We start from the raw sequence: 22,544 nt of genomic DNA on the forward strand, positions 1-22,544 counted from the left end.
TCGCAGCTGCTCGACGGCGTGTGGGGCCACGACATCTACGTGGACGAGCGCACCGTCGACGTGCATGTCGGGCGCCTGCGCAAGGCGCTCAACTTCTCCAACATGCAGGATGTCATCCGCACCGTTCGCGGCGCGGGGTATTCCATGGAAGCCTGATCCGCAGTCTTTGCAATATTGATCATGAAGGCGCCCGGCAGCTCCGCTGCCGGGCGTTTTTCTGTTTGCGGAGCCTCCGCAATTCCTGCGAAAACGGGCAGCTGCTTCGCGCTCATGGCCCTGTAAAAACAAAGCAATAGACCGTTCCTGGGCGATCGTTTTTGCCGAAAGCGCTCAAGGGCAGTGCAAAATGGCCATCGCCGGATCCATGCCTCCGTCCGGTGAGACATCCGGAATCCGCGCATAAAAAAACGGGCGCGCGGCCCGTTTTTTCCGTCTTCGCTCTGGCACCCGATGCGATCAGGCGCGGGCGGCAGCGGCCATGCTGGCGGCCTTGCGACGCTCGTTGACCGGCTGATAGGCCAGCCGCGCATGGTAGCGGCAGTAGGGCGAGCTTTCGCCGGACTCCGCGCCGCAGAAGTGGAAGTCGTCCTTCAGCGGATCGCCCATCGGCCACTTGCAGGTGCGTTCGGTCAGATCCGTCAGGGACAGACGACGCGACATCGGAACCACCACATTCGCCGGAGCCTCGAATTCCGGCTGCTGGGTGACTTCGATCTCGATTTCTTCCTTGACGACCGTTGCGCCCACCGGACGGGTAACCGTGCGGGTCGCGCTCGCCGTGGTGGCACGGGCTGCAAAATTCGGTGCGCGCGGCGCCGAGGTGTTGCGGGCCTGCGGGCGGCTTGCCGCCTGCGTTGCACCGCCGGCCTTGGCCCGGCCCGGCAAATTCAGGCGATGCACCTTGCCGATCACGGCATTGCGACTTACCCCGCCCAGCTGTGCCGCGATCTGGCTTGCGCTCAGGCCATCGGCCCATAGCCTTTTCAACTTCTCGACACGCTCGTCTGTCCAGTTCATGCTGTCTCTCCGCCTTAGAGCACCTTGCGAGACAGAATCACTCACCCTCCGGCGGAAGAAATTCCGCCGAGCATACTACATCTATACTTTTGGTGACTAGTTCCGCCGCATGCAGTCTAGTAATTGATCTTTAACCTAATGGGCGGTGGACTCGCTGACAAGAGTCGCCGGAATCGTCGCGAATCGATTTTCGGGTTTTCCCCAACTTGCTGTCGTGGCGAGTCATTTTTGTCACATCGTGCAAGCCCCGCGCAAGTTTCGCGGCAAGCTTCGGAAAAGCCCGGAAAACCACGGGATTTGTTGACATCCCCTCGTGAAATGCCGATAGTGCCGCCGCCGCCCCTTGAGGCGGCATTTTTGATTTCAGGCGGCGATGTCCGCCGTCTTGTTCATAGTGCCCAGGGAGATGTCGCCATGGCTGAAGCCGCGCTTTTCGACACGTTTGCAAGGGCCCCTCTGCGTTTCGTTCGCGGTGAGGGCGTATGGCTCGTGACGGAAACGGGCGAGCGATATCTCGATTTCGGAGCGGGTGTTGCCGTGACCTCGTGCGGCCATGCCAACCCTCATCTCGTGGCGGCGCTGAAGGACCAGGCCGAGAAGGTCTGGCACCTTTCCAACCTCTACGAGATCCCCGAGCAGGAGCGTCTTGCCCGCCGGTTGGCCGAGGCAACCTTTGCGGACAAGGTGTTTTTCACCAATTCCGGCGCGGAAGCGCTGGAATGTGCGATCAAGACCGCGCGCCGTTATCACTATGCCAAGGGGCATCCGGAAAAATTCCATATCGTCACCTTCGAGGGCGCCTTCCATGGCCGCACCATCGCGACGATCGCCGCCGGCGGCCAGGAAAAATACATGGAGGGCTTCGGCCCCAAGGCGCAGGGTTTTGACCAGGTGCCGTTCGGCGACCTGGAGGCCCTGAAGGCTGCGATCACCGAGAACACCGCCGCCCTGCTGATCGAGCCGATCCAGGGGGAGGGCGGTATCCGCGTTGTCTCCAAGGAATTCCTGCGCGAACTGCGGACGCTTTGCGATGCGCACGGCCTGCTTTTGATCTTTGATGAGGTGCAGACCGGCGTTGGCCGTACCGGCAAGTTCTTCGCCCATGAATGGTCTGGCGTGACGCCCGATATCATGGCGGTTGCCAAGGGCATCGGCGGCGGTTTCCCGTTCGGGGCATGTCTTGCCACTGCCGAGGCGGCATCGGGCATGAAGCCCGGCGTGCATGGCACGACCTATGGCGGCAACCCGCTGGCCATGGCCGTCGGCAATGCCGTTCTCGATGTCGTGCTGGGCGAGGGCTTCCTGCAGCATGTCAACGATGTGGCGCTTGTGTTCCGCCAGGGCCTTGCCGGGCTGAAGGACCGTTTCCCGGGCGTCATCGAAGAAATTCGCGGCGAAGGTCTGATGCTCGGCATCAAGGCCCGCGTGCCGGCCGGCGATCTCGTGCTGGCCATGCGCAACGAACATATTCTCGGCGTGCCGGCCGGTGACAATGTCATTCGTCTGCTGCCGCCGCTGGTGGTGACGGCCGACGAGGCGCGGGAAGGCATTGCCCGCATCGAGCGCGCCGCCGAAAAGCTGCAGAGCGACCAGTTGAAGAAGTCGGCCTGACGGCCAAAGAGGAGACGCGGGCCGCCGGATGGCGCCCCGGATGGATTTGACCATGGCATCACCCAAGCATTTTCTCGACCTCTCGGCGGTTTCGTCAGGGGAGCTGCGCACCATTCTCGACGATGCGCTGACGCGCAAGAAGGCCACCAAGGCCGGTACGGCCGACAAGCCGCTGGCCGGCAAGATGCTGGCCATGATCTTCGAAAAGCCTTCCACCCGCACGCGCGTGTCGTTCGATGTCGGCATGCGCCAGCTGGGCGGCGAGACGCTGTTCCTGTCGGGGACGGAAATGCAGCTCGGCCGCGCCGAAACCATCGGCGATACCGCCAAGGTGCTGTCGCGCTATGTGGACGCCATCATGATCCGCACCACGGATCATCGTCGCCTGATGGAGATGGCCGAGCATGCCACGGTTCCGGTCATCAACGGCCTGACGGACGAGACGCATCCCTGCCAGATCATGGCCGATCTGCTGACCTTCGAGGAGCACCGCGGCCCTGTCACGGGGAAAACCTTCGCCTGGACCGGTGACGGCAACAATGTGCTGCACTCCTTCATCGAAGGCTCTGCCCGTTTCGGCTACAAGATGAACATGGCCGTACCGCTGGGCTCCGAGCCGCTCGACAGGTACCTCAACTGGTCACGCAACAATGGCGGCGAGATCATGCTCTGCCATGATGCCGAACGCGCCGTCGACGGCGTCGACATGGTGGTGACGGATACCTGGGTTTCCATGAACCAGGAGCACAAGGCGCGCGGCCACAACATCTTCCAGCCCTATCAGGTCAACGAGCAGTTGATGAAGCGCGCCAAGAACGATGCGCTGTTCATGCACTGCCTGCCGGCCCATCGCGGCGAGGAAGTGACGGATGCCGTGATCGACGGTCCGCAGTCCGTTGTGTTCGACGAGGCGGAGAACCGCCTGCATGCGCAGAAATCCGTTCTGGCCTGGTGCTTCGGCGTCCTCTGACGCCGATACCCGCTTCTCTTGGCAGTCACCGGACATGCCTTGATTTATGGCGGGCCTGCCCCCATTTGTCGGCTTTCCCAAACGCGCCTCAGCGCCTTGCGCGGCGGGTGCATCAACACGACAGCGTCGGCCTCTTTCCTGTGGTTGAGCGGTTCCGCTCGGCCGCCAATTGTGCGAAATGGGTGGCTCCGGCGCGAAGGAGCAAGACATGGCAGAAGCCACCGTGGAATTCAGCGATCTCAATCTGGCGGGCGATGACCGCGTGGTGCCGTTCCAGGTGGAAGGGCTCGACGTGCGCGGCCGCGCGGTTCAGCTTGGTCCGCTCCTGAACACCATTCTCGGACGCCACGATTATCCGGCCCCCGTCGCGCGCCTGCTGGCTGAAGCCATCGTGCTGACCGCCCTGATCGGCACCTCCCTGAAGTTCGAGGGGCGCTTTACCGTGCAGACCAAGGGCGATGGCCCGGTCGATCTGCTGGTGGCCGATTTCACCAGCCCTGAAAGCATGCGCGCCTATGCCCGTTTCGATGAGGATGCGCTGGCGGATGCTGTCGCGGCCGGTCGGACGTCGCCACCTGACCTGCTGGGCGAAGGCGTGCTTGCCTTCACCATCGACCAGGGACATGGCATGCAGCCCTATCAGGGCATCGTGCCGCTCGACGGTTCCTCGCTGGAAGAGATCGCGGGCGTCTATTTCCGCCAGTCGGAGCAGATCCCGACCAAGGTGCGCCTTGGTGTCGCCGAGCTGCTGGACCGCGATGCCGACGGCAAGCCGCGCCACAACTGGCGCGCCGGCGGCGTTCTGGCGCAGTTCCTGCCGCAGGCGCCGGAGCGGATGCGCCAGCCGGACCTGCATGGCGGTGATGGCGACGAGCGCAATCACGACCTGACGGATGACGATGCCTGGGCGGAAGCCCGCATGCTGGTGGAAACCGTCGATACGGACGAACTGACGGATCCGCAGGTGGCGATCGAGCGGCTGCTCTACCGTCTGTTCCACGAGCGTGGCGTGCGCATCTACGAGCCGCAGGGCGTCATCGACCGCTGCAGCTGCTCGCGCGACAAGATCAAGGGCGTGCTGGCCGGCTTTACCGCCGAGGAAATCGAGGCAAGCCAGGAAGACGGCCACATCTCGGTGACCTGCGAATTCTGCTCCACCACCTATCGCTATGAGGCGACTGAATTCGAGCCGGCGTAAGCGGAAGCCGATAGCGGCTGGTGCGCGGCGATCAATTCAGGACGCGCATCAGACCCGGCGAATCCAGCGAAAAGGCGGGAATGGTGACGATGAAGGTTTCGCCTTCGTCCGTTTCCATCTGGTAATGGCCAAACATCATGCCGGACGGCGTATCAAGCGGGCAGCCGGAGGAATATTCGAAGGTGTCGCCCGGTTGCAGGCGTGGCTGTTCGCCCACCACGCCCGGGCCTTCCACCTCGTCCACGATGCCGTTCTGGTCGGTAATGTGCCAGTAGCGGTGCATCAGGCGGACCGTCAGGTCCGAATGGTTGGAAATCACGATGCGGTAACCCCAGACATAGCGGCTGTCATCCGGATCGGACTGCTCCTCCAGATAATAGGGCTCGACTTCGACCTCGATATCCCTTGTCCGGGCACGATACATGCGCGACACCTTCACTGCGTATCGTTAGGCATATCGTACAGTATGGGCGCAACGTCAAGAAATCCGCCGGGTTCGACGCCGTGGATTGACAGGTTTTGCCGGTCTTTCGACCGGCAAAACCAAATTTTGCTCAAGCCGAGACCTTGGCAAGGGCCTGGGCCAGATCGTCCAGCAGGTCATCGGTGTCTTCGATGCCGCAGGACAGGCGCAGCGTACCGGCGGAAATACCAAGCTCGGCGCGAGCCTCTTCGGTCAGGTTCTTGTGCGTCGTCGTGGCCGGATGGGTGATCAGGCTCTTGGCGTCGCCGAGATTGTTGGAGATCTTGATCACCTCCAGCGCATCCTGCAGGGCAAAGGCTGCATTCTTGCCCTTCAGCTCGAAGCAGACCAGGGTCGAGCCGCCGCTCATCTGGCGGGCAATGATGTCGGCCTGCGGATGATCCTTCCGGCCCGGATAGATGACGCGGGCGACCTTGCCCTGATCGGCGAGGAAATCGGCGATCCTGGCCGCGCTTTCCGTCTGCTGCTTGACGCGCAGCGGCAGCGTCTCGATGCCTTTCAGCAGCGTCCAGGCATTGAACGGCGACATGGCAGGGCCCGTGTGGCGGAAATAATCGTGCAGGTTCTCGTCGATCCACTGCTTGTCGGAGAGGATCACACCGCCGAGGCAGCGACCCTGGCCGTCGATATGCTTCGTCGCCGAGTAGACGACGATATGCGCACCAAGCTCCAGCGGCTTCTGGAAAAGCGGGGTGGCAAACACATTGTCGACCACCACCTTGGCGCCGATCTGGTTGGCGAGCTTGGCAACGCCGGCGATATCGACCACTTCCAGCGTCGGGTTGGTCGGGCTTTCCAGGAACAGCACCTTGGTGTTGGGGCGGATCGCCGCTTCCCAGTTGGCGAGGTCGCGGCCATCGACCAGCGTGCACTCGACACCATATTTCGGTGCCAGCGTTTCGACGATGTAGCGGCAGGAGCCGAACAGGGCGCGGGCGGCCACGATATGATCGCCGGCCTTGACCTGGCAGAGAATGGCGGCGGACACGGCGGCCATGCCGGATGCCGTGGCGCGTGCATCTTCCGCGCCTTCCAGCGCGATCATGCGCTTTTCGAACATGTCGTTGGTCGGGCTGCCGTAGCGTGCGTAGATGAAGCCGTCCGTCTCGCCCTTGAAGCGGGCTTCGGCGGCGGCGGAATTTTCATAGACGAACCCTTGCGTCAGGTAGATCGCTTCGGAGGTTTCGCCATACTGCGAGCGCAGCGTGCCGCCATGGACGAGTTGGGTTGCGGGGCGCCAGGTCTTGCTCATGCGTGTCACCACTTCGTAACAAAAAAACCGGTCGCAAAGCAGACCGGTTTCGCACCCGGTCCTTTTAGCCACTTGTTTAACGTGGCTGCAAGCCGACCGGCCAAATCACCACGGGATAAGTTCGCATACGCCCGTGAAGCGCTTGCGTCAATTGCCTGCTTTTGCTTTTGTCGCGCGATTGAAGGATAGGGTCAATGAAACGCAACGCGGGCATTCTGGCAGATCGCGCCATCGGCGCTCTTTTCGCAGACGGCAGGCTGAAATCCGAGGCCGCGCTGGATGGCGACCAGATCCAGCCGGCGAGCCTGGATCTCAGGCTCGGTTCCAAGGCGCTGCGCGTGCGTGCCAGCTTCATGCCCGGCCCGAACCACAGCGTGGCCGACAAGCTGGAGCGGCTGACGCTGCACGAAATCGACCTCGAACACGGCGCGGTGCTGGAAACGGGCTGCGTCTACATCGTGCCGCTGATGGAAAGCCTTGATCTGCCGGCCGATCTTTCCGCGTCCACCAATCCGAAAAGCTCCACCGGTCGCCTCGACATCTTCACCCGCGTGATGGTGGATCGCGCCCAGGAATTCGACAAGATCCCGGCCGGCTATCGCGGCCCGCTCTATCTCGAAATCTCGCCGCGCACCTTCCCGGTCATCGTGCGGCGCGGCTCGCGCCTGTCGCAGATCCGCTTCCGCACCGGCCATGCGCTGCTGACAGAAGCCGAGGTTCTGGCGCTGCACGAGGCGGAAATGCTGGTGGCGAGCGAGCGGCCGAACGTATCCGGCGGCGGCATTGCGCTGTCCATCGATCTGAAGGGCACCGGTCCGGACGGTTTGATCGGCTATCGCGGCAAGCACCACACCTCTGTTATCGACGTCGATCGCAAGGCCGACCATGACGTGCTCGATTTCTGGGAGCCGCTCTACAGCCGCGGCCGCGACGAGCTGATCCTCGATCCGGACGAGTTCTACATTCTGGTGTCACGCGAGGCGGTGCATGTGCCGCCGCTCTATGCGGCCGAGATGACGCCTTATGACCCGCTGGTCGGCGAGTTCCGCGTACATTATGCCGGTTTCTTCGATCCGGGTTTCGGTCATGCCGCCGTCGGCGGTTCCGGCGCACGCGCCGTGCTGGAAGTGAGAAGCCACGAGGTGCCCTTCATCCTCGAGCACGGCCAGATCGTCGGTCGTCTCGTCTATGAGCACATGCAGGAGCGGCCGGATGCGCTCTACGGCTCCGGCCTCGGTTCCAACTATCAGGCACAGGGCCTGAAGCTGTCGAAGCATTTTCGCGGCTGAGGCGTGCCGGACCCGCCTCTGGCCGGCGCTTTGCTCTTGATGGGACGAAAGGCAGATGCTAGGTCTGCTTCGCGTCGCGGGTGTAGCTCAATGGTAGAGCAGCAGCTTCCCAAGCTGAATACGAGGGTTCGATTCCCTTCACCCGCTCCATTTTCCTGAATGTTTTTTCAGAGTGCTTTTCGCAAGACCGTGTCGGCCCGATGCTGACAGTCTGGTTTTTGTTGCGCTTTCGGCGTGGGCAGGATTCCCTTGCGACGCATGTAGTAGATCGTGTTGGCCATGCGTGCCGGCACGCCCGACAGGCTCAGTGGCTGGCTGTCTGCGGCCAGCGCCGGGGCAATCAGTTTCTCCCGGAATTCGGCCATGACCGCATGTGGTGTGTGGGCGGCGAGAAACGCGGTGGGATCGGCGCGCATCGTGCGGTCGAAGGACATGAGGATATGCTTGAGTTCGCCCGGATTGCGATAGAGCAGCGCATCGGCGCCGAGATGATCGATATGCGCCTTCTCGCGGCTCAGCGCATAGGTGATGACCTTGCGTCCCGCCGCGAAGAATTCCGCACAGGCCAGGCCAAAGGTTTCCCCACGCTTGCGCGCATGCAGCATGGCGTCGGTGGTGGCAATGAAACGCGTCTTGGCGTCCACGCTGGTTGTGCCGGGAAGGAAGAACACGCGTGGGTGACGAATGAACGGCGTGATGTTCATGAACAGGAAGTGGATGTCCTGCCGTTGATCGAGAACCTGCGGGATCACCTGATCCTTCACGAAATCGATGTCGAAACTGGGCGCGCCTCCATAGCAGCCGAACACCGTTGCCGCGCTGGAAAGGCCAAGCTCGGCCCTGAGATCATCGGTCAGATGGGGTGCATGAACGATGTGCGGCACGCTCTGGCCGGCATGTCCCCGGCAAAAGCGGGCCAGCCAGGGTGAGACGTAGACATAGGAGCGTCCGTGGATTTCCGAGGGCCACGTCGGGAAAACGGCATGCACCATGGTCGGCACATCCGTGAAATCGACACCGTCGCGCCCGCCGCCCTTGATGGTGTAGAGCGCGTCCACCTGCCCCGCAAGGAGAAGCCGGTGCAGGTTTCCGTGGTCTGCATAAGGAACGAGTTCGACCTGCGCCGCAAATCTGGCGATGGCTTCTGCCACATTGGTCCTCGCACCCTGATTGTAGAAAACGATGCTGCGGTTTCCAAGCAGTTGCTCGTTGCCCAAGGCGTAGTCCAACAGCGCCACCGACGTGCCGCGTTCACAAATCTCGTCTGCATTGAAGCCGATGATCAAGACACGTTCCGTTCTGCAACAGTCCAGCCGCCGAGCGGCACAGTTCTCGGTTGTCCACTTATCATCCGCATGGCTGCGACAGCAAGCTGGCCTTGTACCGGCGAAAGCTGCGGCATGGACCTGCCATGCTCTGTCCGGACGCATGGGGCTGGCTCTCCATATCTGCAAAAGCGCTTGTAAACCCGCGCGAAGCCACTAAGAGCGAAGCAGGCGGGCGCTACGAACAGGGTACGGCGATGAAGACAGTGCGAGTGTGGTACACGGATTTCTGGCCGGACTTCAAGCCGGAAGACCTCTTTCTGCTGGAGGGCCGCTCCGGTGATGTCGAGGTCGTGCTTGATCCGAAAAGCCCTGACGTCCTGTTCTATTCCTGTTTCGATACGGTGCACCGCACCTATGACTGCGTGCGGGTGTTCTACACCGGGGAGAATGTCCGGCCCGATTTCAATGTCTGTGATTACGGCATCGGCTTCGACCACATGTCCTTTGGCGACCGCTATCTGCGCCATCCCTTTTATCTGGAGGATCTGGCGCTGGCGGAGCAGGTGCGGGACCGTGCGCCGGTGGATGCACGCCTTGTCGAAGGACGCGGGTTCTGCACCTTCATCTATTCCAATGGACGGGCCGATCCCGTGCGAGACGGCTTCTTCCATCATCTGTCTCGGCATCGGCCGGTCAATTCGATGGGCCGCCACCTGCGCAACGATGACAGTTTTGCGCGCATGACCGGGCTGAAGCCGGTGCCTGCCAAGCTGAAGGTCATGGGTGATTTCAACTTCGCGATCGCCTTCGAGAATTCCGGTACCCCCGGTTATACGACGGAAAAGATCTTCCATGCCTTTGCGGCGCGCTGCATTCCGATCTATTGGGGCAATCCGCTCGTGGCGCTCGATTTCAATCCGCGCGCCTTCGTCAACCGTCATGATTTCCCGGATGATGACAGCTGCATTGCACATGTCATGGAACTGGCGCGCGATCCGCAACGCATGGTGGCCATGCTGAACGAACCGGTCTTCGCCGAGGGCAACGATCCCTCATTGCGCCGACAGCAGCTTGCCGATTTCATCAACCACATCTTTCATCAGGCGCCGGAGGAGGCCCGTCGCCGTACGCGGTATGGCTATGCACCGGTCTATGTCCGTCGCAACGAACCCCGCCAGCGTTCCTGGTTCAGCAAGCTCAACATGAAGCGCAAGGCCTGGCGCAAGGCGATGCGCAGCCGTTGATCATCGCTGTCATCTTCCGGTCTGGTTGTTGACCGGTTCCGGTGCGCGCCCTCTGGCCGGCCTATGCGGTGTCTTCTTCCAGAAGAACGGGTTGGTGCGCAACTCGTTCACTGCCCGCCAGGCAGCATAGGAACTCATCATCCAGTGCATGGGGACGGCGATCCAGCGTCTCCCCACCTTCACCTTTTCAAGTCCGATCATCGAGCCCATGCCGAGGCCGAGGAAGACGAGATAGCTTGCAACGACATTGAGGCCGTCCATCAGCATCAGGCCGAGGGTGAGGGTGGCAATGTCGCTGAGAGGGGTCTGGACGAGCAGCAGCACGGCCTTGAGGAACAGCACCACGATCAAAGGATGCATCAGTGCGGAAAACAGCATGCCGCCGATCAGCAGGTGGAAGACCAGCATGGCACGCCAGCCCATCTGCCTTGTCGTCAACAGGGGGTGTCGCGTCATGACCAGCCAGGTCTGCAGCCAGCCCTTGAACCAGCGGGTGCGCTGGCCGATCCAGACGCTGCGGGCGATCGGCGCTTCCTCCAGGGTCTGGCAGCGCAGTGTTTCCGACCGATAGCCGAGACGGTAGAGCCTGAGGCCGAGATCGGCATCCTCCGTCACGTTGAACGGGTCCCAGCCACCCACCTGGCGCAGCACGGCGGTACGGAAATGGTTGGAGGTGCCGCCGAGCGGCAACGGCATGCGATATCGGGCCAGCATCGGCAGCAGACCGCGAAACAGTGCGGCATATTCCATGGCAAACAGCGCGCTGATGTGGTTCTCGTCGACATTCGAGATGATCAGCGGGGCCTGCAGGCAGGCAAGCTCCGGTCCGCTGGTGCGGAAGCGCCGATAGGCCTCCTTCAGCTGGCCAGGGTGCGGCCGGTCTTCTGCGTCGTAGATCGCGAGAAATTCGCCGCGCGCTGCGCTGAGCGCATAGGCCAGCGCCTTCGGTTTGGTGCGTGGATGGTAGGGTGGAACCTTCACCACTTCGAAATGCGGTGGCAGTTCCAGCGCGGCAAGCGCCGCCAGGGTTTCGCTGTCGTCCCGTTCGCACACGATCTTGATATCGAGCCGCGAGCGCGGCCATTCCAGCCGCTGCAGGCTGGCGATCAGTTGCGGCACCATGTCCGCTTCGCGATAGATCGCGACCATCACCGAATAGACCGGCAGGGATGTCTCCGGCGGTAGCGCGACAACGGTTCCCTTTCGTCGCTGGTGCCGCTGCTCGATGATCGCGAGCATGCGCAGCGCCAGACAGGAAAAATAGAGGATCGCGATGATGCCATGCAGCAGCGGCAGCATCCGGTCTGGTGCGGCAATGCAGACCGCCACCAGCGCGGTGACAAAGCTGCCGACGACCAGGCCCTGGCTGCCCGTGGTGATGACGCGAGCGGAGAGATGCGGCTGCGTATCGAACAGCTCGGTGGCCGCCTTGCGTACCCGTCGGGCTGATCCCGCCTCCCACACGGCCGCCCGCAGCACGGATGGTGTGGTGATCACCAGACCATCGCGCAGTTCAGGCTTCTTTGCCAGAAGAGCGGCGAACTCCGGCAGCTTTTCCGCCCGCGGCACCATAGCAATCTGCGGGGCCCGGTTCGGGAAGATCATCCGCACCTGCAAGGGCTGGCAAAGCTGCGTATCGAGGCCATCCAGGTCCATCACCGTCGCAGGGTCGATATGCTCCAGGAAGGGAAGCCGGAAGAAGTGCGCAATCCGGCGATAATAAGCCTGTTCGGTGAGTTCGCCCGTGTGCAGAAGCTCTGCTTCGATGGTCGTACCGTTCTCCGCTGCGTCCGCCGCCAATTCCGCAATGCGCAGGGCTGAAAAGCCCAGCGTCACCAGCACGGAAGCTTCCGTGTCGTCCTCCTGACCGGCATCCAGGATATGTCGCCATCCCCGCTGTGCCTGCACCAGTTTGCGCAATTCCGCCATCGTGGGCGGATATTCCCCCGTCTCACTCAAGCTGATACACCATACCGCAAGAGTTGCGCCCATATCCCCATCATGATCATAATCAGACACGCAATGGTTTCACCTGGCAAAACTGAGGGTTTCTCGCAAAAGATGCAAAATATTCTCTTGCTCCTTGCGATGATCATCATGGCCGGGGCTCCCGTTGCGCGGGCGCAGACGTCTGAAATGCCTGTTCTGTTCGATGCAGACGAGCGGCTGGGGCGCCCGGATCTGTCCACCTTGCCGCGTCTTCGGGTGTTAACCACGGTCGATTTCCCGCCCTTCAGCTTTGTGGACCAGACTGGTCGGTTGTCCGGATTTCATCTGGATCTCGTGCGGGAGATCTGCCGGGAACTGGCGATCGAGGCCAAGTGCCAGGTCCAGGCAATCCCCTTTGCGGATCTGGAAGCGGCGCTGGACGCGGGGGAAGGAGAGGCCGTTGCCGCCGGCATTGCCGTGACGCCGGCCCTGCGCGAGCGTTTTGCCTTCTCCCGGCCCTACATCACCATTCCCGCCCGCTTCGCGCGCAATCGGGAGGTGGACCTCAAGGGCAAGGCGGCAGATGCGCTGGCGGGGCGCTCCGTCGGCGTCGTGAAGGATACCGTGCATCAGGCAATGCTGGCGAGCTTCTTTCCAAAGTTGCGGGCGGTCCCCTTTGCGGATCAGTCTGCCATGCTGGACGCACTGAAGGCGAAGACGATCGATGCCGCCTTTTCCGATGGCCTGCGTCTGCCCTTCTGGGTTGCCGGAGAGGCATCCGGACAATGCTGTGCCCTCTATGACGGCCCCTACCTCTCCGAGCGCTTCCTTGGCGAAGGCCTGATGCTGATGACGCGCAAGAACACGCCGCAACTGGCGGAGGCCTTCGATTATGCGCTGGCGCAGCTGGCCCGCAAGGGCCGCCTGCAGGATATCTACCTGCGCTATTTCCCGAACGGCTTCTACTAATTCGACAATCGCCTGACGGCCGATTGTTCTCCTGATGGACCGCGGCGACCTGAGAGCCGGAACACCTCCGTCCGGGAACCGGCTCTACTGGCTGGCCCAGATGATCCGGGCGATCCATTCCACATCCGCCATTTCGAAGCTGCGATTGGGGTGGGATGGGTTCAGCGAGCCGAGTTCGATCGTCCGGGCGCTCTGGCGTAGCAGCACCTTGGCCATGACTTCGCCTTCGCGGGTCTTGAGAACGACACGGTCGCCGCGCCGGATCTGGGCGCCGGGCTCCACGATCAGCCGGTCACCGTCGCGGTAGAGCGGCAGCATGGAATCGCCCTGCACCTCCAGCGCATAGACGCCGGCCTTGCGGCCGGGATCTGTCGGGAAATCCACCACGTCCCAGCCCTGGCCCGCAGGAAAGCCGCCATCATCGAAGAAGCCGCCGGCGCCGGCCTGGGCAAAGCCCAGCAGGGGAATGGCGCTGGCCTGCGGCGGGAAGGATCCTTCCGGCAGGCCAGTCCGCGGCGTCACTGCCTGCGGCATGTAGCTCATGAACTGATCGAGCGAAACGCCGGTCGCCTCCAGCACCTTGGCGAGTGATTCCGTCGAGGGCCAGCGCAGACGTCCGTCCGGTCCGTGCCGCTTGGACTTGTTGAAGGAGGTGGGGTCAAGCCCGGCGCGCCGCGCGAGTCCGGATGCGGTCATGTCGTGCCGTTCCGCCAGCGTATCAAGCGCCTTCCAGATCGATTCGTGCGACAACATTGCCGTTCGTGCTCCCAGCCTTTGTCCGGCACCTTTTACGCCATGCAGGGGCGCAAAACCGGCCCGGCCGGCCATTCTTGTCTGCACCATCGGCAAGAGAGCAGCCCACAGGATGCTCTCGTCCTGCTTCGCACAGGCGCTCGGGCTGCCTGCCGAATATGCGGCTGTTTCGACGGTTCCGACGTTAGGCGTCCGGGAACCCTAGTTTTAGTGAATGCTTGAGGTGGAGTAAAGCGGCAAAGGAATAAAATCCTTCTTTGCCTGCGGTTCCCGCGTCAGGCTACAAGCGCCATGTTGATCTTGCCCAGCTTGATCACGGCCTGGGTGCGGCTGTCGACATTGAGCTTGAGAAGGATCGCGGAGACATGGGCCTTGATGGTGGCCTCGGACACACCGAGTTCATAGGCGATCTGCTTGTTGAGAAGACCTTCGGCCAGCATGGAGAGCACGCGGCTCTGCTGGGGCGTCAATGTTCTCAGCCGCTCCATCAGGTCGGCGAGCGCGGGATCTTCGTCCTGCAGCGGCGCATAATCGGTGGGCGTCCAGACGCCGCCGTCCAGCACGGTGCGAATGGCGCTGCGGATATCATCCAGGCCGGAGGATTTGGAGATGAAGCCGGATGCGCCAAGTTCAATGGCACGCCGGATGGTCGCAGCATCGTCGCTGGCCGAAACGATGATGATGGGCAGGCTCTGCACTTCGGCACGCAGCGACATCAGGCCGGAAAAGCCGCTGACGCCCGGCATGGCAAGGTCCAGCAGCATGAGATCCGCCTCCGGGTGGGTTTCGGCTGCCTGTCTTGCAGCATCGAAGGTTCCGGCCTCGATCAGACGCGGCTGTTCGGCAATTCCGCTGAGGGCCTGGCAAAGGGCGCCGCGAAACAGGGGATGATCGTCCGCAATGATGATTGTCAGTTCCTGCATGTCCACACCCCCTCCCAAGGGCATAGTCTGCTTCCTACCCGTTTATATTCTTAGTCCTGCATTAACTGCGAAACAAGTCTAAGTTTCAGGGGGTGTAAACTGGCGTGCGGCCATGTCGTGCGTGCGGATGTCAGGTGCGATCGGGCTGTGGCGTCTCGTGTCCGCGAAACTCTTCGATCATGTGCATGAAGCGGCGCAGGAAACGCTCCATGATGGAGAGAGACTGCTCGATCTCCGTCTCGGTGGGCGCGGTGCGGGCGCCGATCTTCTGCTCCAGCGCGGCGATGCGCTTGTCCAGGCGGTCGATCTCCTGCTCCCAGGCCGCGCGTTCGTCGGCCGCCAGCCGGCAGGTGAGGCCGGTCGTCTCCTCGCGGCAGGCACTGACGGCGCCCGTCTGGCGGTCCAGCCGGATGAAGCCGTGGTCGGTGCGTTCCAGCTGATAGCGGGGCGCGCTATCGGCTGCCGGGCGGAGTGGCTGCTTCTTGCTGCCGGTGAGAGGCCGGCAGCAAGAAGCATGCTCAAGGCAAATATTCCTGCGCGCATCGCGTGTGTCCTTCCGCTTGAACGAGGTGAAACCGCATCCATATCGCTGCGATGCTCGGCAGGCGGCATGGACAATGGCTGCGGTTTGCGGCAAAGCCTCAGCGTCTCCAGACGCAGAGGAGCGGCCGTTGAGCAGCATCATATACAAGATCGTAGCGGACGATTTATGGCAGGAGGCCAGAAAGGCCGGCGTTTTTGCCGGCGCGCCGGTCGATCATGCCGATGGCTTCATCCATTTTTCCACGGCGAGCCAGGTCATCGAGACTGCCGCCCGCCATTTCGCCGGGCAGAACGGCCTGCTGCTCGTGGCCGTCGATACCGCAACGCTCGGCGAAAGGCTTGTCTTCGAACCGTCGCGGGGCGGCGCCCTCTTTCCGCACCTGTATGGCACCTTGCCGCTCGGTGCGGTGCTGTGGGAAAGGCCGCTGCCGCTCTTGCCCGATGGTACCCACCAGTTTCCGGAGCTTTCCTGATGTCCGTTTTCGATCTGCTGCGCGCCCCGCTCTTCACTCTCGACCCGGAAACGGCGCATGGGCTTTCGATCGCTGCCCTGAAAACGGGTTTCGTGCCGTCCTGCAGCGTACCGCAGGACGAGCGTCTGCGGGTGCGCGTTGCAGGCCTTGATTTTCCCAATCCGGTCGGTCTGGCCGCCGGCTATGACAAGAATGCCGAGGTTCCGGAGGCAATGCTGCGGCTGGGCTTCGGCTTTACCGAGGTCGGCACGCTGACGCCGAAGCCGCAGGCTGGCAATCCGCGCCCGCGCATTTTCCGTCTGGTGGAGGATGAAGGCGTCATCAACCGTCTCGGCTTCAACAACGAGGGGCATGAGGCGGCCCTCAGCCGCCTGTCGGCCTTGAAGACGACGGGCATCATCGGTGTCAATATCGGTGCCAACAAGGACAGCGCGGATCGTATTGCCGATTATGTCGCCGGCATCCATCGCTTCGCCGGCGTTGCCCGCTATTTCACGGTCAACATCTCCTCGCCCAATACGCCCGGCCTGCGCGACCTGCAGGCGCGCGAAAGTCTCGCTGCGCTCCTGTCGGCGGTTCTTGCCGCGCGTGATGCGGAGACGGCAAGGCAGGGCCGCAATGTTCCGGTCTTCCTGAAAATCGCGCCCGACCTCACGGAGGAGGGCATGGATGACATCGCCGCCGAAGTGCTTGCGCATCCGCTCGACGGCCTGATCGTGTCCAACACCACGCTGTCGCGCGACGGACTGAAGGATGCCAGGCAGGCAGGTGAGGCCGGCGGCCTTTCCGGAAAGCCCGTCTTCCGTCGCTCCACCATCGTGCTGGCCCGCATGCGCAAGCGTCTGGGGCCGGATCTGCCGATCGTCGGCGTTGGCGGCGTTTCGTCGGCCGCGACGGCGATCGAAAAAATCCGTGCGGGCGCCGATCTGGTGCAGCTGTATTCCTGCATGGTCTATCGCGGCCCGGGCCTGGCGGCCGACATCGTCCGCGGTCTTCGCGACGAGGTGAGCAGGCTCGGCCTGTCTTCGATCCTCGAGGTCAAGTCCACCGCAACGGAAAAATGGGCCTCCGAAGCATTATAATGAAATTAGCATAATATAGAGGCGCAAATTTGAATATTGCGTCATGTCTTGACTTGCGTTCCATGAAAATCTAGGGGTTTTCCTGTTTGATTTTTCGTGGGCGCGTGGTTTCAATGCAAAATTGTATTAGAAGACCATCATTCGTCATCTTGATGCTTCTGGCGTCGGCCTTTATGCTTCGTGGCGCGATATGGGCAGCGGACGTTCTCGTCCGGTAAGGCGGATGGATGTCGCTGGAAGCCGTGATGCGTCGAAGGCAGCACCGGTCCCGCCTATGCAGGGCCCCTGTGCCGGTGTCCATTAGGTTTCTGATGGTGAAGGGTATTGCGGCCTCAAAGAAAGATCAGGCCGAAAGCACCATGGCCCAGTAGGTGCGCGTCGTCGAGGGCGAGCGCGCCATGGCAACACCCATCATCCGGTAGCTGCCCAGCATGTTTTCCAGATGCTTCGGCGAGTTGATCCAGGCCTGTACGGCGGCCGTGACGTCGACCTGGCCGCTTGCAATGTTTTCGGCGGCCGGAAGAGGCACGCCGTTACGCTTCATGCGCACGCCGAAATCGTCGCCGAGGCCGATCAGGTGGCTCATCTGGTTGGCGCGCGCCATGCGCACGGCCTGTTCGGCGGCGGCACGACCGGTCGGGCTGCTGGCAGCAACCGGCGGCAGACCGTGTTTTGCCCTCAGCGCATTGACGAGCGGCAGTGCGCCCCGCGTATCGTCGGTCGCGCCATCTACCGGCACGATCCGCGGCGTGACCGAGCAGCCGGCAAGGGTTGCAAGCGCGCCGCCGGAGAGGAGCAGCAGGCCGCGACGGGAATAAGGGGCATGGGCAAGGGTCATCAGCGTCGATAGCTCAGAATGCGCAGGATCACGAAGGCCGGGATAACGATGGTGGCACCCACCACGAGGTAATCGCCCACGGCACCCAGCGCTTTGAAGCCTCTGTGCCACAGGTCAAGAACGAAATCCCGGATGCCGTAGAACACATCCCAGGGCCGCACGTCAAACACCGTCATGACAAAGCCGACGATGAGTGACACCACGATCAGCTTCACGATCGTTCGCGCGGGGCTGTCGCCCAGAAACCTGTTCACCTCATCGGCCATGCCGTTCGTCCTCGGTTCGTTTGTGCGGAGCAAGACATAGGTTTGGCATGCTGTGCCCGCAAGCATTCTGCACTGCGGCATGCGATAGAACTTGTGTTTTTTTGTGGCTTCGTCCAGAAGCGCACATACCTCCGGAACATCGAAATCCATGACGCCCCTTCAGTTCTCGTCCGGCGACGTGATCGCCGACCGCCGCGCCGATTATGCCCGCATGCTGGCGGAGGCGGGCGACCCTGCGGCCGCCGCCGAACTGATCGAGCAGGCGCTGGAGATCGTGCCCGGCTGGACTGCGGGCTGGTTTCTGCTTGGCGATTATCGTGACAAGGCGGGCTTGCCGGACGCGGCCGTCGAGGCCTTCCGACAGGTGGCCGAACAGGATCGCAGCGGCCTGTTCGGCGCGGACCTCAAGCTTGCACTGCTGGGCGCTGCCCCGACGCCCGATGCACCGCCCTCCGCCTATGTCGAGGGCCTGTTCGACGATTATGCCGACCGTTTCGAGACGGCGCTGGTCGAGAAGCTGAACTACAGCGTGCCGCAGAAGCTCCATGCCATGGTCGCGCCGCATGCGCCCTTCGATCTCGCGGTGGATCTCGGCTGTGGCACCGGCCTGTTCGGCGTCGAGGTGGCGGCGGTGACCGGCCGCCTGGAAGGCTTCGATCTCTCGGCCAACATGCTGGCCAAGGCCGATGAGAAGGGCATCTATCATCATCTCGGACAGGCGGATCTCTCCGTGCCGGAGGCGGCCCGCAGCCTGTTTGCCGAAGGCCTGCCGCGTGGCCGCGCCGATCTGGTCTGTGCGGCCGACGTCCTGATGTATCTCGGCCGGCTTGACATGCCCTTTGTGCTCGCGCGCGATCTTTTGAAACCCGGTGGTCTGTTTGCCTTCTCGGTGGAGGATGGCGGCGCGGCGACGGAAGGCTTTTGCCTGCAGCCCTCGCTGCGGTATGCCCATTCGCAAGACTATGTGCGGGGCCTTCTGTCCGGCTCCGGCTTCACGCTCCTCGATCTCATGAAGACCGACATTCGCATGGATGCCGGAAAACCGGTGTTCGGCATTCTGTTTCTTGCCCGCCTGACCGCCTGACCGGTTGATTTCTTGCCTTTTCGGTCAGACCTGCTGTCCCATCTTGAAGGCAGTTGTTTTGCGATGCACAATCCCGGCAAAACAGCAGGGGAACATGGTCTTGTCGCAGAAGAAGACGCTTGGCTTCTACAGTGCCGATCCCTCGCAGCATACGCTGCTGGAGGACAGTCAGGGCCTCCTGACCGGCGCGCTGGTGTCCGCCCTCGGTTTCTACTTTCTCAATCGCGTCGGCCTGCTGACGGGCGGTACCGCAGGGGTCGCCTTTCTGGTGCACTACACCTTCAACATATCGTTCGGCCTGCTGTTCTTCCTCGTCAATCTGCCGTTCTACTACCTCTCTTTCAAGCGGCTGGGGTTCGCCTTTTCCGGCAAGACTTTCATCGCCATCGGCCTCGTCTCTGTCATCACCGAGGTGGAAAAGCGCTTCCTGCTGATCGATTACCTGCATCCCTTCTGGGGTGCGCTGATGGGCGGGCTGCTGCTGGGCTACGGGCTGCTGGCGCTCTACCGGCACCGGGCAAGCCTCGGCGGGGTCGGCATTCTCGCCATCTACATCCAGGAACGCTTCGGCATCCAGGCCGGCCTGATCCAGCTTGCCTTCGATACCGGCGTGATGGCCTCAGCCTTCCTGGTGCTTGACTGGCAAACCGTGGTCTGGTCGATCCTCGGCGCGGTGATCCTCAACCTGTTCCTGGCGATCAACCATCGCTCGGATCGCTATATCGTGGTGCGCTGAGGGGGGCGGCCAAGACGCCGGTCGGCTTACGGGCCTTCAGCTGACGCGTGCCACCAATCAACGCAAGGACAGGTATAGCGTGCGTTGATCTTGTCTTTTTCTGCCGCTGGATGTTTCCACCATCCGATGAGCTCGTATCAATTTTCCTGCGTGATTGATTTCTAATGCACGCGTCGCGCAATGATGCTGATGTCATATTCATCTATACGTTTTACTCTCGCTCTATCTGATTTTTTATTGCCGTTATCACGCAATTTTGCTTTGAATGAACCTTGCGCATACTCTCCTCCTGACGCCTGAAGTCATGGGTCGGCCTGTCGTCGATCCGGAGTTTTCGCAAGTGTCCGACCGGACCTCTGGAGGAGCGATGAAGATGCGACGTGCAGCGGCAGCAATCATGGTGTGCACAAGCCTGGCAGGGTGTGTGACAGCGGGCCCCGATGGAGTGGCAACCTATGCCATTCACAAGAAGGTCGTATCCGGCGAGAAAACCTTCATCGGCAATTTCTGGAAGCTGGCTCCGGACTGCTCCTCTGCCGGGGTTCCGCAGATCTACGTGCTGACACCGCCGAAGCATGGCAAACTCGTCTTCGTCAACGAGAAGCGTTTCCCGGCCGCGGCGCGTGGTGACTACAAGAAGTGTCGAACCGTCAAGGTGGACATGATGGTTGGCTATTACACGCCGAACCCGGGCTATGTGGGCGAGGACGATCTGAAATTCAGGATGTCGGCCCAGGATGGGCGGATCGGCGATGCCGCGGTGAAGATCGATGTTCTGAAGTAGAGCGGTTCGTCTTGTATCCGTGCGGCGGGCTTGCTCATGCCTGCCCGCCGCACGGCGTCGTCCGGCCCGTCAGGCGGCCTGTGCCGGCGTGTCGAGTGGATGCTGCGAGCGGAAACCGACGGCCAGCCGGTTCCAGAGGTTGATCAAGCCGATCGCAATGGTCAGCTTGACCAGTTCCTCGTCGGTGAAATGGTCGCGGAGCGGCGCATAGGCGCTGTCCGGGATGCCGGTCTCGGCAATCTTCGTGACCGCGTCTACCCATTGGAGGAGCGCCCGTTCCTTGTCGTCATAGACGGGCGATTCCCACCAGACGCTCATCAGGTTGATCCATTGTTCGGATAGCCCGTCATGGCGGGCTTCCTTGACATGCTTGTCGACACAGAAACCGCAGCCGTTGATGATGGAGGCGCGCAGCTTGATCAGATGGATGACGCGGCGTTCGAGGCCGCAGGTCTGAATGTATTTTTCCAGGCCGGCAACGGCTTGATAGGCATCCGGAGCGGCCTTGGCGAAATTGAGGCGGGGTTGCATGCGGTGATCTCCTGTGTGGCTGTGACCCTCAGCCTTTCCGGCTTGCGGCGCGTTGATTGTTTTGCAGGAAGAGACAGCCACGCTCGGCAATGCCTCCATCGTCCTCCGCGGCCAACGCCCTGAGGATATCGGCCATGGAAACTTTCGCGAGTTCCGCGCGGTAGGCGCGTTCCGCCTTCAGCATGGCGGCATTGATGCCGCAGGGTTTCGTGAAGTAGCGGCCCGGCAAAGGGTTCGGTCCCCGCTGGCGTATTTCGGCGCAGCGAAAGGCCGGCTGCGGGCCTTCGACGGCAAGCACGATATCGAGAAGGCTGATGTCCGCCGGTGCCTTGGCGAGCCGATAGCCGCCCTTCGGCCCCGGCACCGTTTCCAGCAGGCCGGCACCCGAAAGCGCCTGCAGATGCTTCAGCAGGTAACTCGTCGAGACGCCGTGAAACTCTGCCAGTGCCGCGGCCGAGAGTACGCCTTCTCCCTCGACTCCGCTGAGCAGGCCAACGCAGTGAATGGCCTGTTCCACGCCGTCGCCCAGCTTCATGTCGTTTTCTCCTAATCATGGATAAAATTTATCCGTGATTAGTTTTGCCGTCAAGCCTCTTCTCATTCGCCCGTCACCCATTACCTTGGGGCGCGTGGATACGAATCTCGACGACGCCGTAAACAGCCTGCCCGATCTCCTGCCGCGACCCTTTCAGAAATGGTTCGCGGAGAAGGGATGGGCGCCGCGCGCGCACCAGATGGAACTGCTCGCCCGCGCCACGGCCGGCGAGAACATGCTGCTGATCGCGCCGACCGGCGCCGGCAAGACGCTGGCCGGCTTCCTGCCCTCGCTGACGGATCTCACCCGCCGCGGCAAGGTTGCGCCCGGCTCTCCCTTCGTCGGGGTTCACACGCTCTACATTTCACCCCTGAAGGCGCTGGCGGTCGATATCGAGCTCAATCTGATGAAGCCCGTCTCCGAAATGGGCCTGCCGGTTTCCATCGAGAACCGCACGGGCGACACGCCGCAATCCAAGCGGCAGCGCCAGAAGCTCAACCCGCCGGACATTCTCCTGACCACGCCGGAACAGCTTGCCCTGCTTCTGGCGAATGGCGAGGCGGAGCGCTTTTTCAAGGATCTGCGCTATGTGGTGCTGGACGAGTTGCATTCGCTCGTCACCTCCAAGCGCGGTCATCTGCTGTCGCTGGGGCTTGCGCGGCTGCGGAAACACGCGCCGGGCCTGCGCACCATCGGCCTGTCGGCGACCGTCTCCGATCCCCTGGACCTGCAGCGCTGGCTGGTGCCGCAGGGCGAGAAGCCGGC

General features: G+C 62.2%; 25 protein-coding genes, 1 tRNA gene and 1 riboswitch. Of the genes, 14 read left to right on the forward strand and 12 right to left on the reverse strand.

The genetic code is table 11. The features are described 5' to 3' along the window. On the forward strand, nt 1-156 hold a 156-nt coding region (locus FNA46_RS20500; RefSeq protein WP_185969936.1), incomplete at its 5' end, for a winged helix-turn-helix domain-containing protein. Between the two features lie 300 nt (nt 157-456). Here the strand turns inward: FNA46_RS20500 and FNA46_RS20505 are convergent. Then, complete coding sequence (locus FNA46_RS20505) at nt 457-1,017, reverse strand: GcrA family cell cycle regulator (RefSeq protein WP_143127075.1); 561 nt, start codon at nt 1,015-1,017, stop codon at nt 457-459. Between the two features lie 414 nt (nt 1,018-1,431). Between FNA46_RS20505 and FNA46_RS20510 the strand changes: the two genes are divergently transcribed. From FNA46_RS20510 to FNA46_RS20520, 3 genes are all read left to right on the forward strand, one after another. After that, a complete protein-coding gene (locus FNA46_RS20510) occupies nt 1,432-2,628 on the forward strand; it encodes an aspartate aminotransferase family protein (RefSeq protein WP_143127076.1) in 1,197 nt (398 codons plus the stop codon). A 52-nt stretch (nt 2,629-2,680) separates the two neighbouring features. Then, the gene (gene argF, locus FNA46_RS20515; RefSeq protein ID WP_143127077.1) at nt 2,681-3,598 is read left to right on the forward strand and encodes an ornithine carbamoyltransferase; all 918 of its coding nucleotides are present in this window, start codon (nt 2,681-2,683) and stop codon (nt 3,596-3,598) included. Between the two features lie 208 nt (nt 3,599-3,806). Next, a complete protein-coding gene (locus tag FNA46_RS20520; protein WP_143127078.1) occupies nt 3,807-4,796 on the forward strand; it encodes an Hsp33 family molecular chaperone in 990 nt (329 codons plus the stop codon). A gap of 31 nt (nt 4,797-4,827) precedes the next feature. On the opposite strand, the gene apaG is transcribed toward FNA46_RS20520, so the two are convergent. Continuing rightward, nucleotides 4,828-5,220, reverse strand: coding sequence for a Co2+/Mg2+ efflux protein ApaG (apaG, locus tag FNA46_RS20525; RefSeq protein WP_143127079.1), 393 nt, complete (start codon nt 5,218-5,220; stop codon nt 4,828-4,830). A gap of 130 nt (nt 5,221-5,350) precedes the next feature. Then, the gene (locus tag FNA46_RS20530) at nt 5,351-6,532 is read right to left on the reverse strand and encodes an O-succinylhomoserine sulfhydrylase (RefSeq protein WP_143127080.1); all 1,182 of its coding nucleotides are present in this window, start codon (nt 6,530-6,532) and stop codon (nt 5,351-5,353) included. A gap of 43 nt (nt 6,533-6,575) precedes the next feature. Beyond that, a riboswitch (SAM riboswitch) is annotated at nt 6,576-6,654 on the reverse strand. A gap of 72 nt (nt 6,655-6,726) precedes the next feature. Here FNA46_RS20530 and FNA46_RS20535 point away from each other — a divergent pair. Further along, the gene (locus FNA46_RS20535; RefSeq protein WP_143127081.1) at nt 6,727-7,821 is read left to right on the forward strand and encodes a 2'-deoxycytidine 5'-triphosphate deaminase; all 1,095 of its coding nucleotides are present in this window, start codon (nt 6,727-6,729) and stop codon (nt 7,819-7,821) included. A 76-nt stretch (nt 7,822-7,897) separates the two neighbouring features. Next, nucleotides 7,898-7,971, forward strand: a tRNA-Gly gene (locus FNA46_RS20540). 17 nt (nt 7,972-7,988) lie between these two features. On the opposite strand, the gene FNA46_RS20545 is transcribed toward FNA46_RS20540, so the two are convergent. Then, nucleotides 7,989-9,107 carry a glycosyltransferase family protein gene (locus FNA46_RS20545; protein WP_143127082.1) on the reverse strand — a complete coding sequence of 373 codons (1,119 nt, stop codon included), beginning with the start codon at nt 9,105-9,107 and terminating at the stop codon, nt 7,989-7,991. A 236-nt stretch (nt 9,108-9,343) separates the two neighbouring features. Between FNA46_RS20545 and FNA46_RS20550 the strand changes: the two genes are divergently transcribed. Then, the gene (locus FNA46_RS20550) at nt 9,344-10,333 is read left to right on the forward strand and encodes a glycosyltransferase family 10 domain-containing protein (protein WP_185969937.1); all 990 of its coding nucleotides are present in this window, start codon (nt 9,344-9,346) and stop codon (nt 10,331-10,333) included. A 9-nt stretch (nt 10,334-10,342) separates the two neighbouring features. On the opposite strand, the gene FNA46_RS20555 is transcribed toward FNA46_RS20550, so the two are convergent. Continuing rightward, nucleotides 10,343-12,292: a glycosyltransferase family 2 protein gene (locus FNA46_RS20555; RefSeq protein ID WP_246103249.1), complete on the reverse strand. Its 1,950-nt coding sequence runs from the start codon at nt 12,290-12,292 to the stop codon at nt 10,343-10,345. Nucleotides 12,293-12,469: 177 nt separating this feature from the next. Between FNA46_RS20555 and FNA46_RS20560 the strand changes: the two genes are divergently transcribed. Next, nucleotides 12,470-13,231 (forward strand): transporter substrate-binding domain-containing protein, encoded by a 762-nt coding sequence (locus tag FNA46_RS20560; RefSeq protein ID WP_342782401.1) that lies wholly within the window; start codon nt 12,470-12,472, stop codon nt 13,229-13,231. Nucleotides 13,232-13,315: 84 nt separating this feature from the next. On the opposite strand, the gene FNA46_RS20565 is transcribed toward FNA46_RS20560, so the two are convergent. The 3 genes from FNA46_RS20565 to FNA46_RS20575 form a co-directional block, all read right to left on the reverse strand. Then, a complete protein-coding gene (locus FNA46_RS20565) occupies nt 13,316-13,984 on the reverse strand; it encodes a S24 family peptidase (RefSeq protein ID WP_143127085.1) in 669 nt (222 codons plus the stop codon). Nucleotides 13,985-14,259: 275 nt separating this feature from the next. Then, complete coding sequence (locus FNA46_RS20570) at nt 14,260-14,907, reverse strand: response regulator (RefSeq protein WP_143127086.1); 648 nt, start codon at nt 14,905-14,907, stop codon at nt 14,260-14,262. Nucleotides 14,908-15,037: 130 nt separating this feature from the next. Continuing rightward, entirely contained in the window at nt 15,038-15,544 is a 507-nt protein-coding gene (locus FNA46_RS20575) for a hypothetical protein (protein ID WP_143127087.1), read from the reverse strand. Between the two features lie 34 nt (nt 15,545-15,578). On the opposite strand from FNA46_RS20575, the gene FNA46_RS20580 reads away from it, so the two are divergent. After that, nucleotides 15,579-15,923, forward strand: a complete 345-nt coding sequence (locus tag FNA46_RS20580) for a DUF952 domain-containing protein (protein ID WP_244617866.1) — start codon at nt 15,579-15,581, stop codon at nt 15,921-15,923. Beyond that, on the forward strand, nt 15,923-17,005 hold the full coding sequence (locus FNA46_RS20585) for a quinone-dependent dihydroorotate dehydrogenase (RefSeq protein ID WP_143127089.1): 1,083 nt from the start codon (nt 15,923-15,925) through the stop codon (nt 17,003-17,005). The genes FNA46_RS20580 and FNA46_RS20585 overlap by 1 nt, the downstream gene beginning before the upstream one ends. Before the next feature lie 343 nt (nt 17,006-17,348). Here FNA46_RS20585 and FNA46_RS20590 read toward each other — a convergent pair whose 3' ends face one another. Together FNA46_RS20590 and FNA46_RS26605 are read right to left on the reverse strand one after the other, a co-directional pair. Next, a complete protein-coding gene (locus FNA46_RS20590) occupies nt 17,349-17,843 on the reverse strand; it encodes a CAP domain-containing protein (protein WP_143127090.1) in 495 nt (164 codons plus the stop codon). Next, nucleotides 17,843-18,109, reverse strand: coding sequence for a DUF6460 domain-containing protein (locus FNA46_RS26605; RefSeq protein WP_143127097.1), 267 nt, complete (start codon nt 18,107-18,109; stop codon nt 17,843-17,845). Before FNA46_RS26605 ends, FNA46_RS20590 begins: the two co-directional genes overlap by 1 nt. A gap of 148 nt (nt 18,110-18,257) precedes the next feature. Between FNA46_RS26605 and FNA46_RS20600 the strand changes: the two genes are divergently transcribed. The 3 genes from FNA46_RS20600 (at nt 18,258) to FNA46_RS20610 (ending at nt 20,713) form a co-directional block, all read left to right on the forward strand. Beyond that, nucleotides 18,258-19,193, forward strand: a complete 936-nt coding sequence (locus FNA46_RS20600) for a methyltransferase domain-containing protein (protein ID WP_143127091.1) — start codon at nt 18,258-18,260, stop codon at nt 19,191-19,193. A 94-nt stretch (nt 19,194-19,287) separates the two neighbouring features. After that, on the forward strand, nt 19,288-19,929 hold the full coding sequence (locus tag FNA46_RS20605) for a YitT family protein (RefSeq protein WP_143127092.1): 642 nt from the start codon (nt 19,288-19,290) through the stop codon (nt 19,927-19,929). A gap of 367 nt (nt 19,930-20,296) precedes the next feature. Next, nucleotides 20,297-20,713, forward strand: a complete 417-nt coding sequence (locus FNA46_RS20610) for a hypothetical protein (RefSeq protein ID WP_143127093.1) — start codon at nt 20,297-20,299, stop codon at nt 20,711-20,713. A 69-nt stretch (nt 20,714-20,782) separates the two neighbouring features. On the opposite strand, the gene FNA46_RS20615 is transcribed toward FNA46_RS20610, so the two are convergent. Further along, a complete protein-coding gene (locus tag FNA46_RS20615) occupies nt 20,783-21,244 on the reverse strand; it encodes a carboxymuconolactone decarboxylase family protein (protein ID WP_143127094.1) in 462 nt (153 codons plus the stop codon). A gap of 28 nt (nt 21,245-21,272) precedes the next feature. After that, on the reverse strand, nt 21,273-21,779 hold the full coding sequence (locus FNA46_RS20620) for an RrF2 family transcriptional regulator (protein ID WP_143127095.1): 507 nt from the start codon (nt 21,777-21,779) through the stop codon (nt 21,273-21,275). Nucleotides 21,780-21,873: 94 nt separating this feature from the next. On the opposite strand from FNA46_RS20620, the gene FNA46_RS20625 reads away from it, so the two are divergent. After that, the coding region (locus FNA46_RS20625) for a DEAD/DEAH box helicase (protein ID WP_425468788.1) at nt 21,874-22,544 on the forward strand (671 nt) is incomplete at its 3' end.

Origin of the sequence: Affinirhizobium straminoryzae, assembly GCF_007004135.1 — a bacterium.
GTDB classification, from domain to species: Bacteria; Pseudomonadota; Alphaproteobacteria; order Rhizobiales; family Rhizobiaceae; genus Neorhizobium; species Neorhizobium straminoryzae.

Excerpts from the sequence above, each read along its gene's own strand:
- FNA46_RS20615 (WP_143127094.1), bottom strand. The coding sequence starts at position 21,244 with ATGCAACCCCGCCTCAATTTCGCCAAGGCCGCTCCGGATGCCTATCAA.
- FNA46_RS20590 (WP_143127090.1), bottom strand. The coding sequence starts at position 17,843 with ATGACCCTTGCCCATGCCCCTTATTCCCGTCGCGGCCTGCTGCTCCTC.
- FNA46_RS20535 (WP_143127081.1), top strand. The coding sequence starts at position 6,727 with ATGAAACGCAACGCGGGCATTCTGGCAGATCGCGCCATCGGCGCTCTT.
- FNA46_RS20570 (WP_143127086.1), bottom strand. The coding sequence starts at position 14,907 with ATGCAGGAACTGACAATCATCATTGCGGACGATCATCCCCTGTTTCGC.
- FNA46_RS20530 (WP_143127080.1), bottom strand. The coding sequence starts at position 6,532 with ATGAGCAAGACCTGGCGCCCCGCAACCCAACTCGTCCATGGCGGCACG.
- argF (WP_143127077.1), top strand. The coding sequence starts at position 2,681 with ATGGCATCACCCAAGCATTTTCTCGACCTCTCGGCGGTTTCGTCAGGG.
- FNA46_RS20510 (WP_143127076.1), top strand. The coding sequence starts at position 1,432 with ATGGCTGAAGCCGCGCTTTTCGACACGTTTGCAAGGGCCCCTCTGCGT.
- FNA46_RS20620 (WP_143127095.1), bottom strand. The coding sequence starts at position 21,779 with ATGAAGCTGGGCGACGGCGTGGAACAGGCCATTCACTGCGTTGGCCTG.
- FNA46_RS20520 (WP_143127078.1), top strand. The coding sequence starts at position 3,807 with ATGGCAGAAGCCACCGTGGAATTCAGCGATCTCAATCTGGCGGGCGAT.
- apaG (WP_143127079.1), bottom strand. The coding sequence starts at position 5,220 with ATGTATCGTGCCCGGACAAGGGATATCGAGGTCGAAGTCGAGCCCTAT.
- FNA46_RS20560 (WP_342782401.1), top strand. The coding sequence starts at position 12,470 with ATGCCTGTTCTGTTCGATGCAGACGAGCGGCTGGGGCGCCCGGATCTG.
- FNA46_RS20600 (WP_143127091.1), top strand. The coding sequence starts at position 18,258 with ATGACGCCCCTTCAGTTCTCGTCCGGCGACGTGATCGCCGACCGCCGC.
- FNA46_RS20550 (WP_185969937.1), top strand. The coding sequence starts at position 9,344 with ATGAAGACAGTGCGAGTGTGGTACACGGATTTCTGGCCGGACTTCAAG.
- FNA46_RS26605 (WP_143127097.1), bottom strand. The coding sequence starts at position 18,109 with ATGGCCGATGAGGTGAACAGGTTTCTGGGCGACAGCCCCGCGCGAACG.
- FNA46_RS20505 (WP_143127075.1), bottom strand. The coding sequence starts at position 1,017 with ATGAACTGGACAGACGAGCGTGTCGAGAAGTTGAAAAGGCTATGGGCC.
- FNA46_RS20610 (WP_143127093.1), top strand. The coding sequence starts at position 20,297 with ATGAAGATGCGACGTGCAGCGGCAGCAATCATGGTGTGCACAAGCCTG.
- FNA46_RS20605 (WP_143127092.1), top strand. The coding sequence starts at position 19,288 with ATGGTCTTGTCGCAGAAGAAGACGCTTGGCTTCTACAGTGCCGATCCC.
- FNA46_RS20565 (WP_143127085.1), bottom strand. The coding sequence starts at position 13,984 with ATGTTGTCGCACGAATCGATCTGGAAGGCGCTTGATACGCTGGCGGAA.
- FNA46_RS20585 (WP_143127089.1), top strand. The coding sequence starts at position 15,923 with ATGTCCGTTTTCGATCTGCTGCGCGCCCCGCTCTTCACTCTCGACCCG.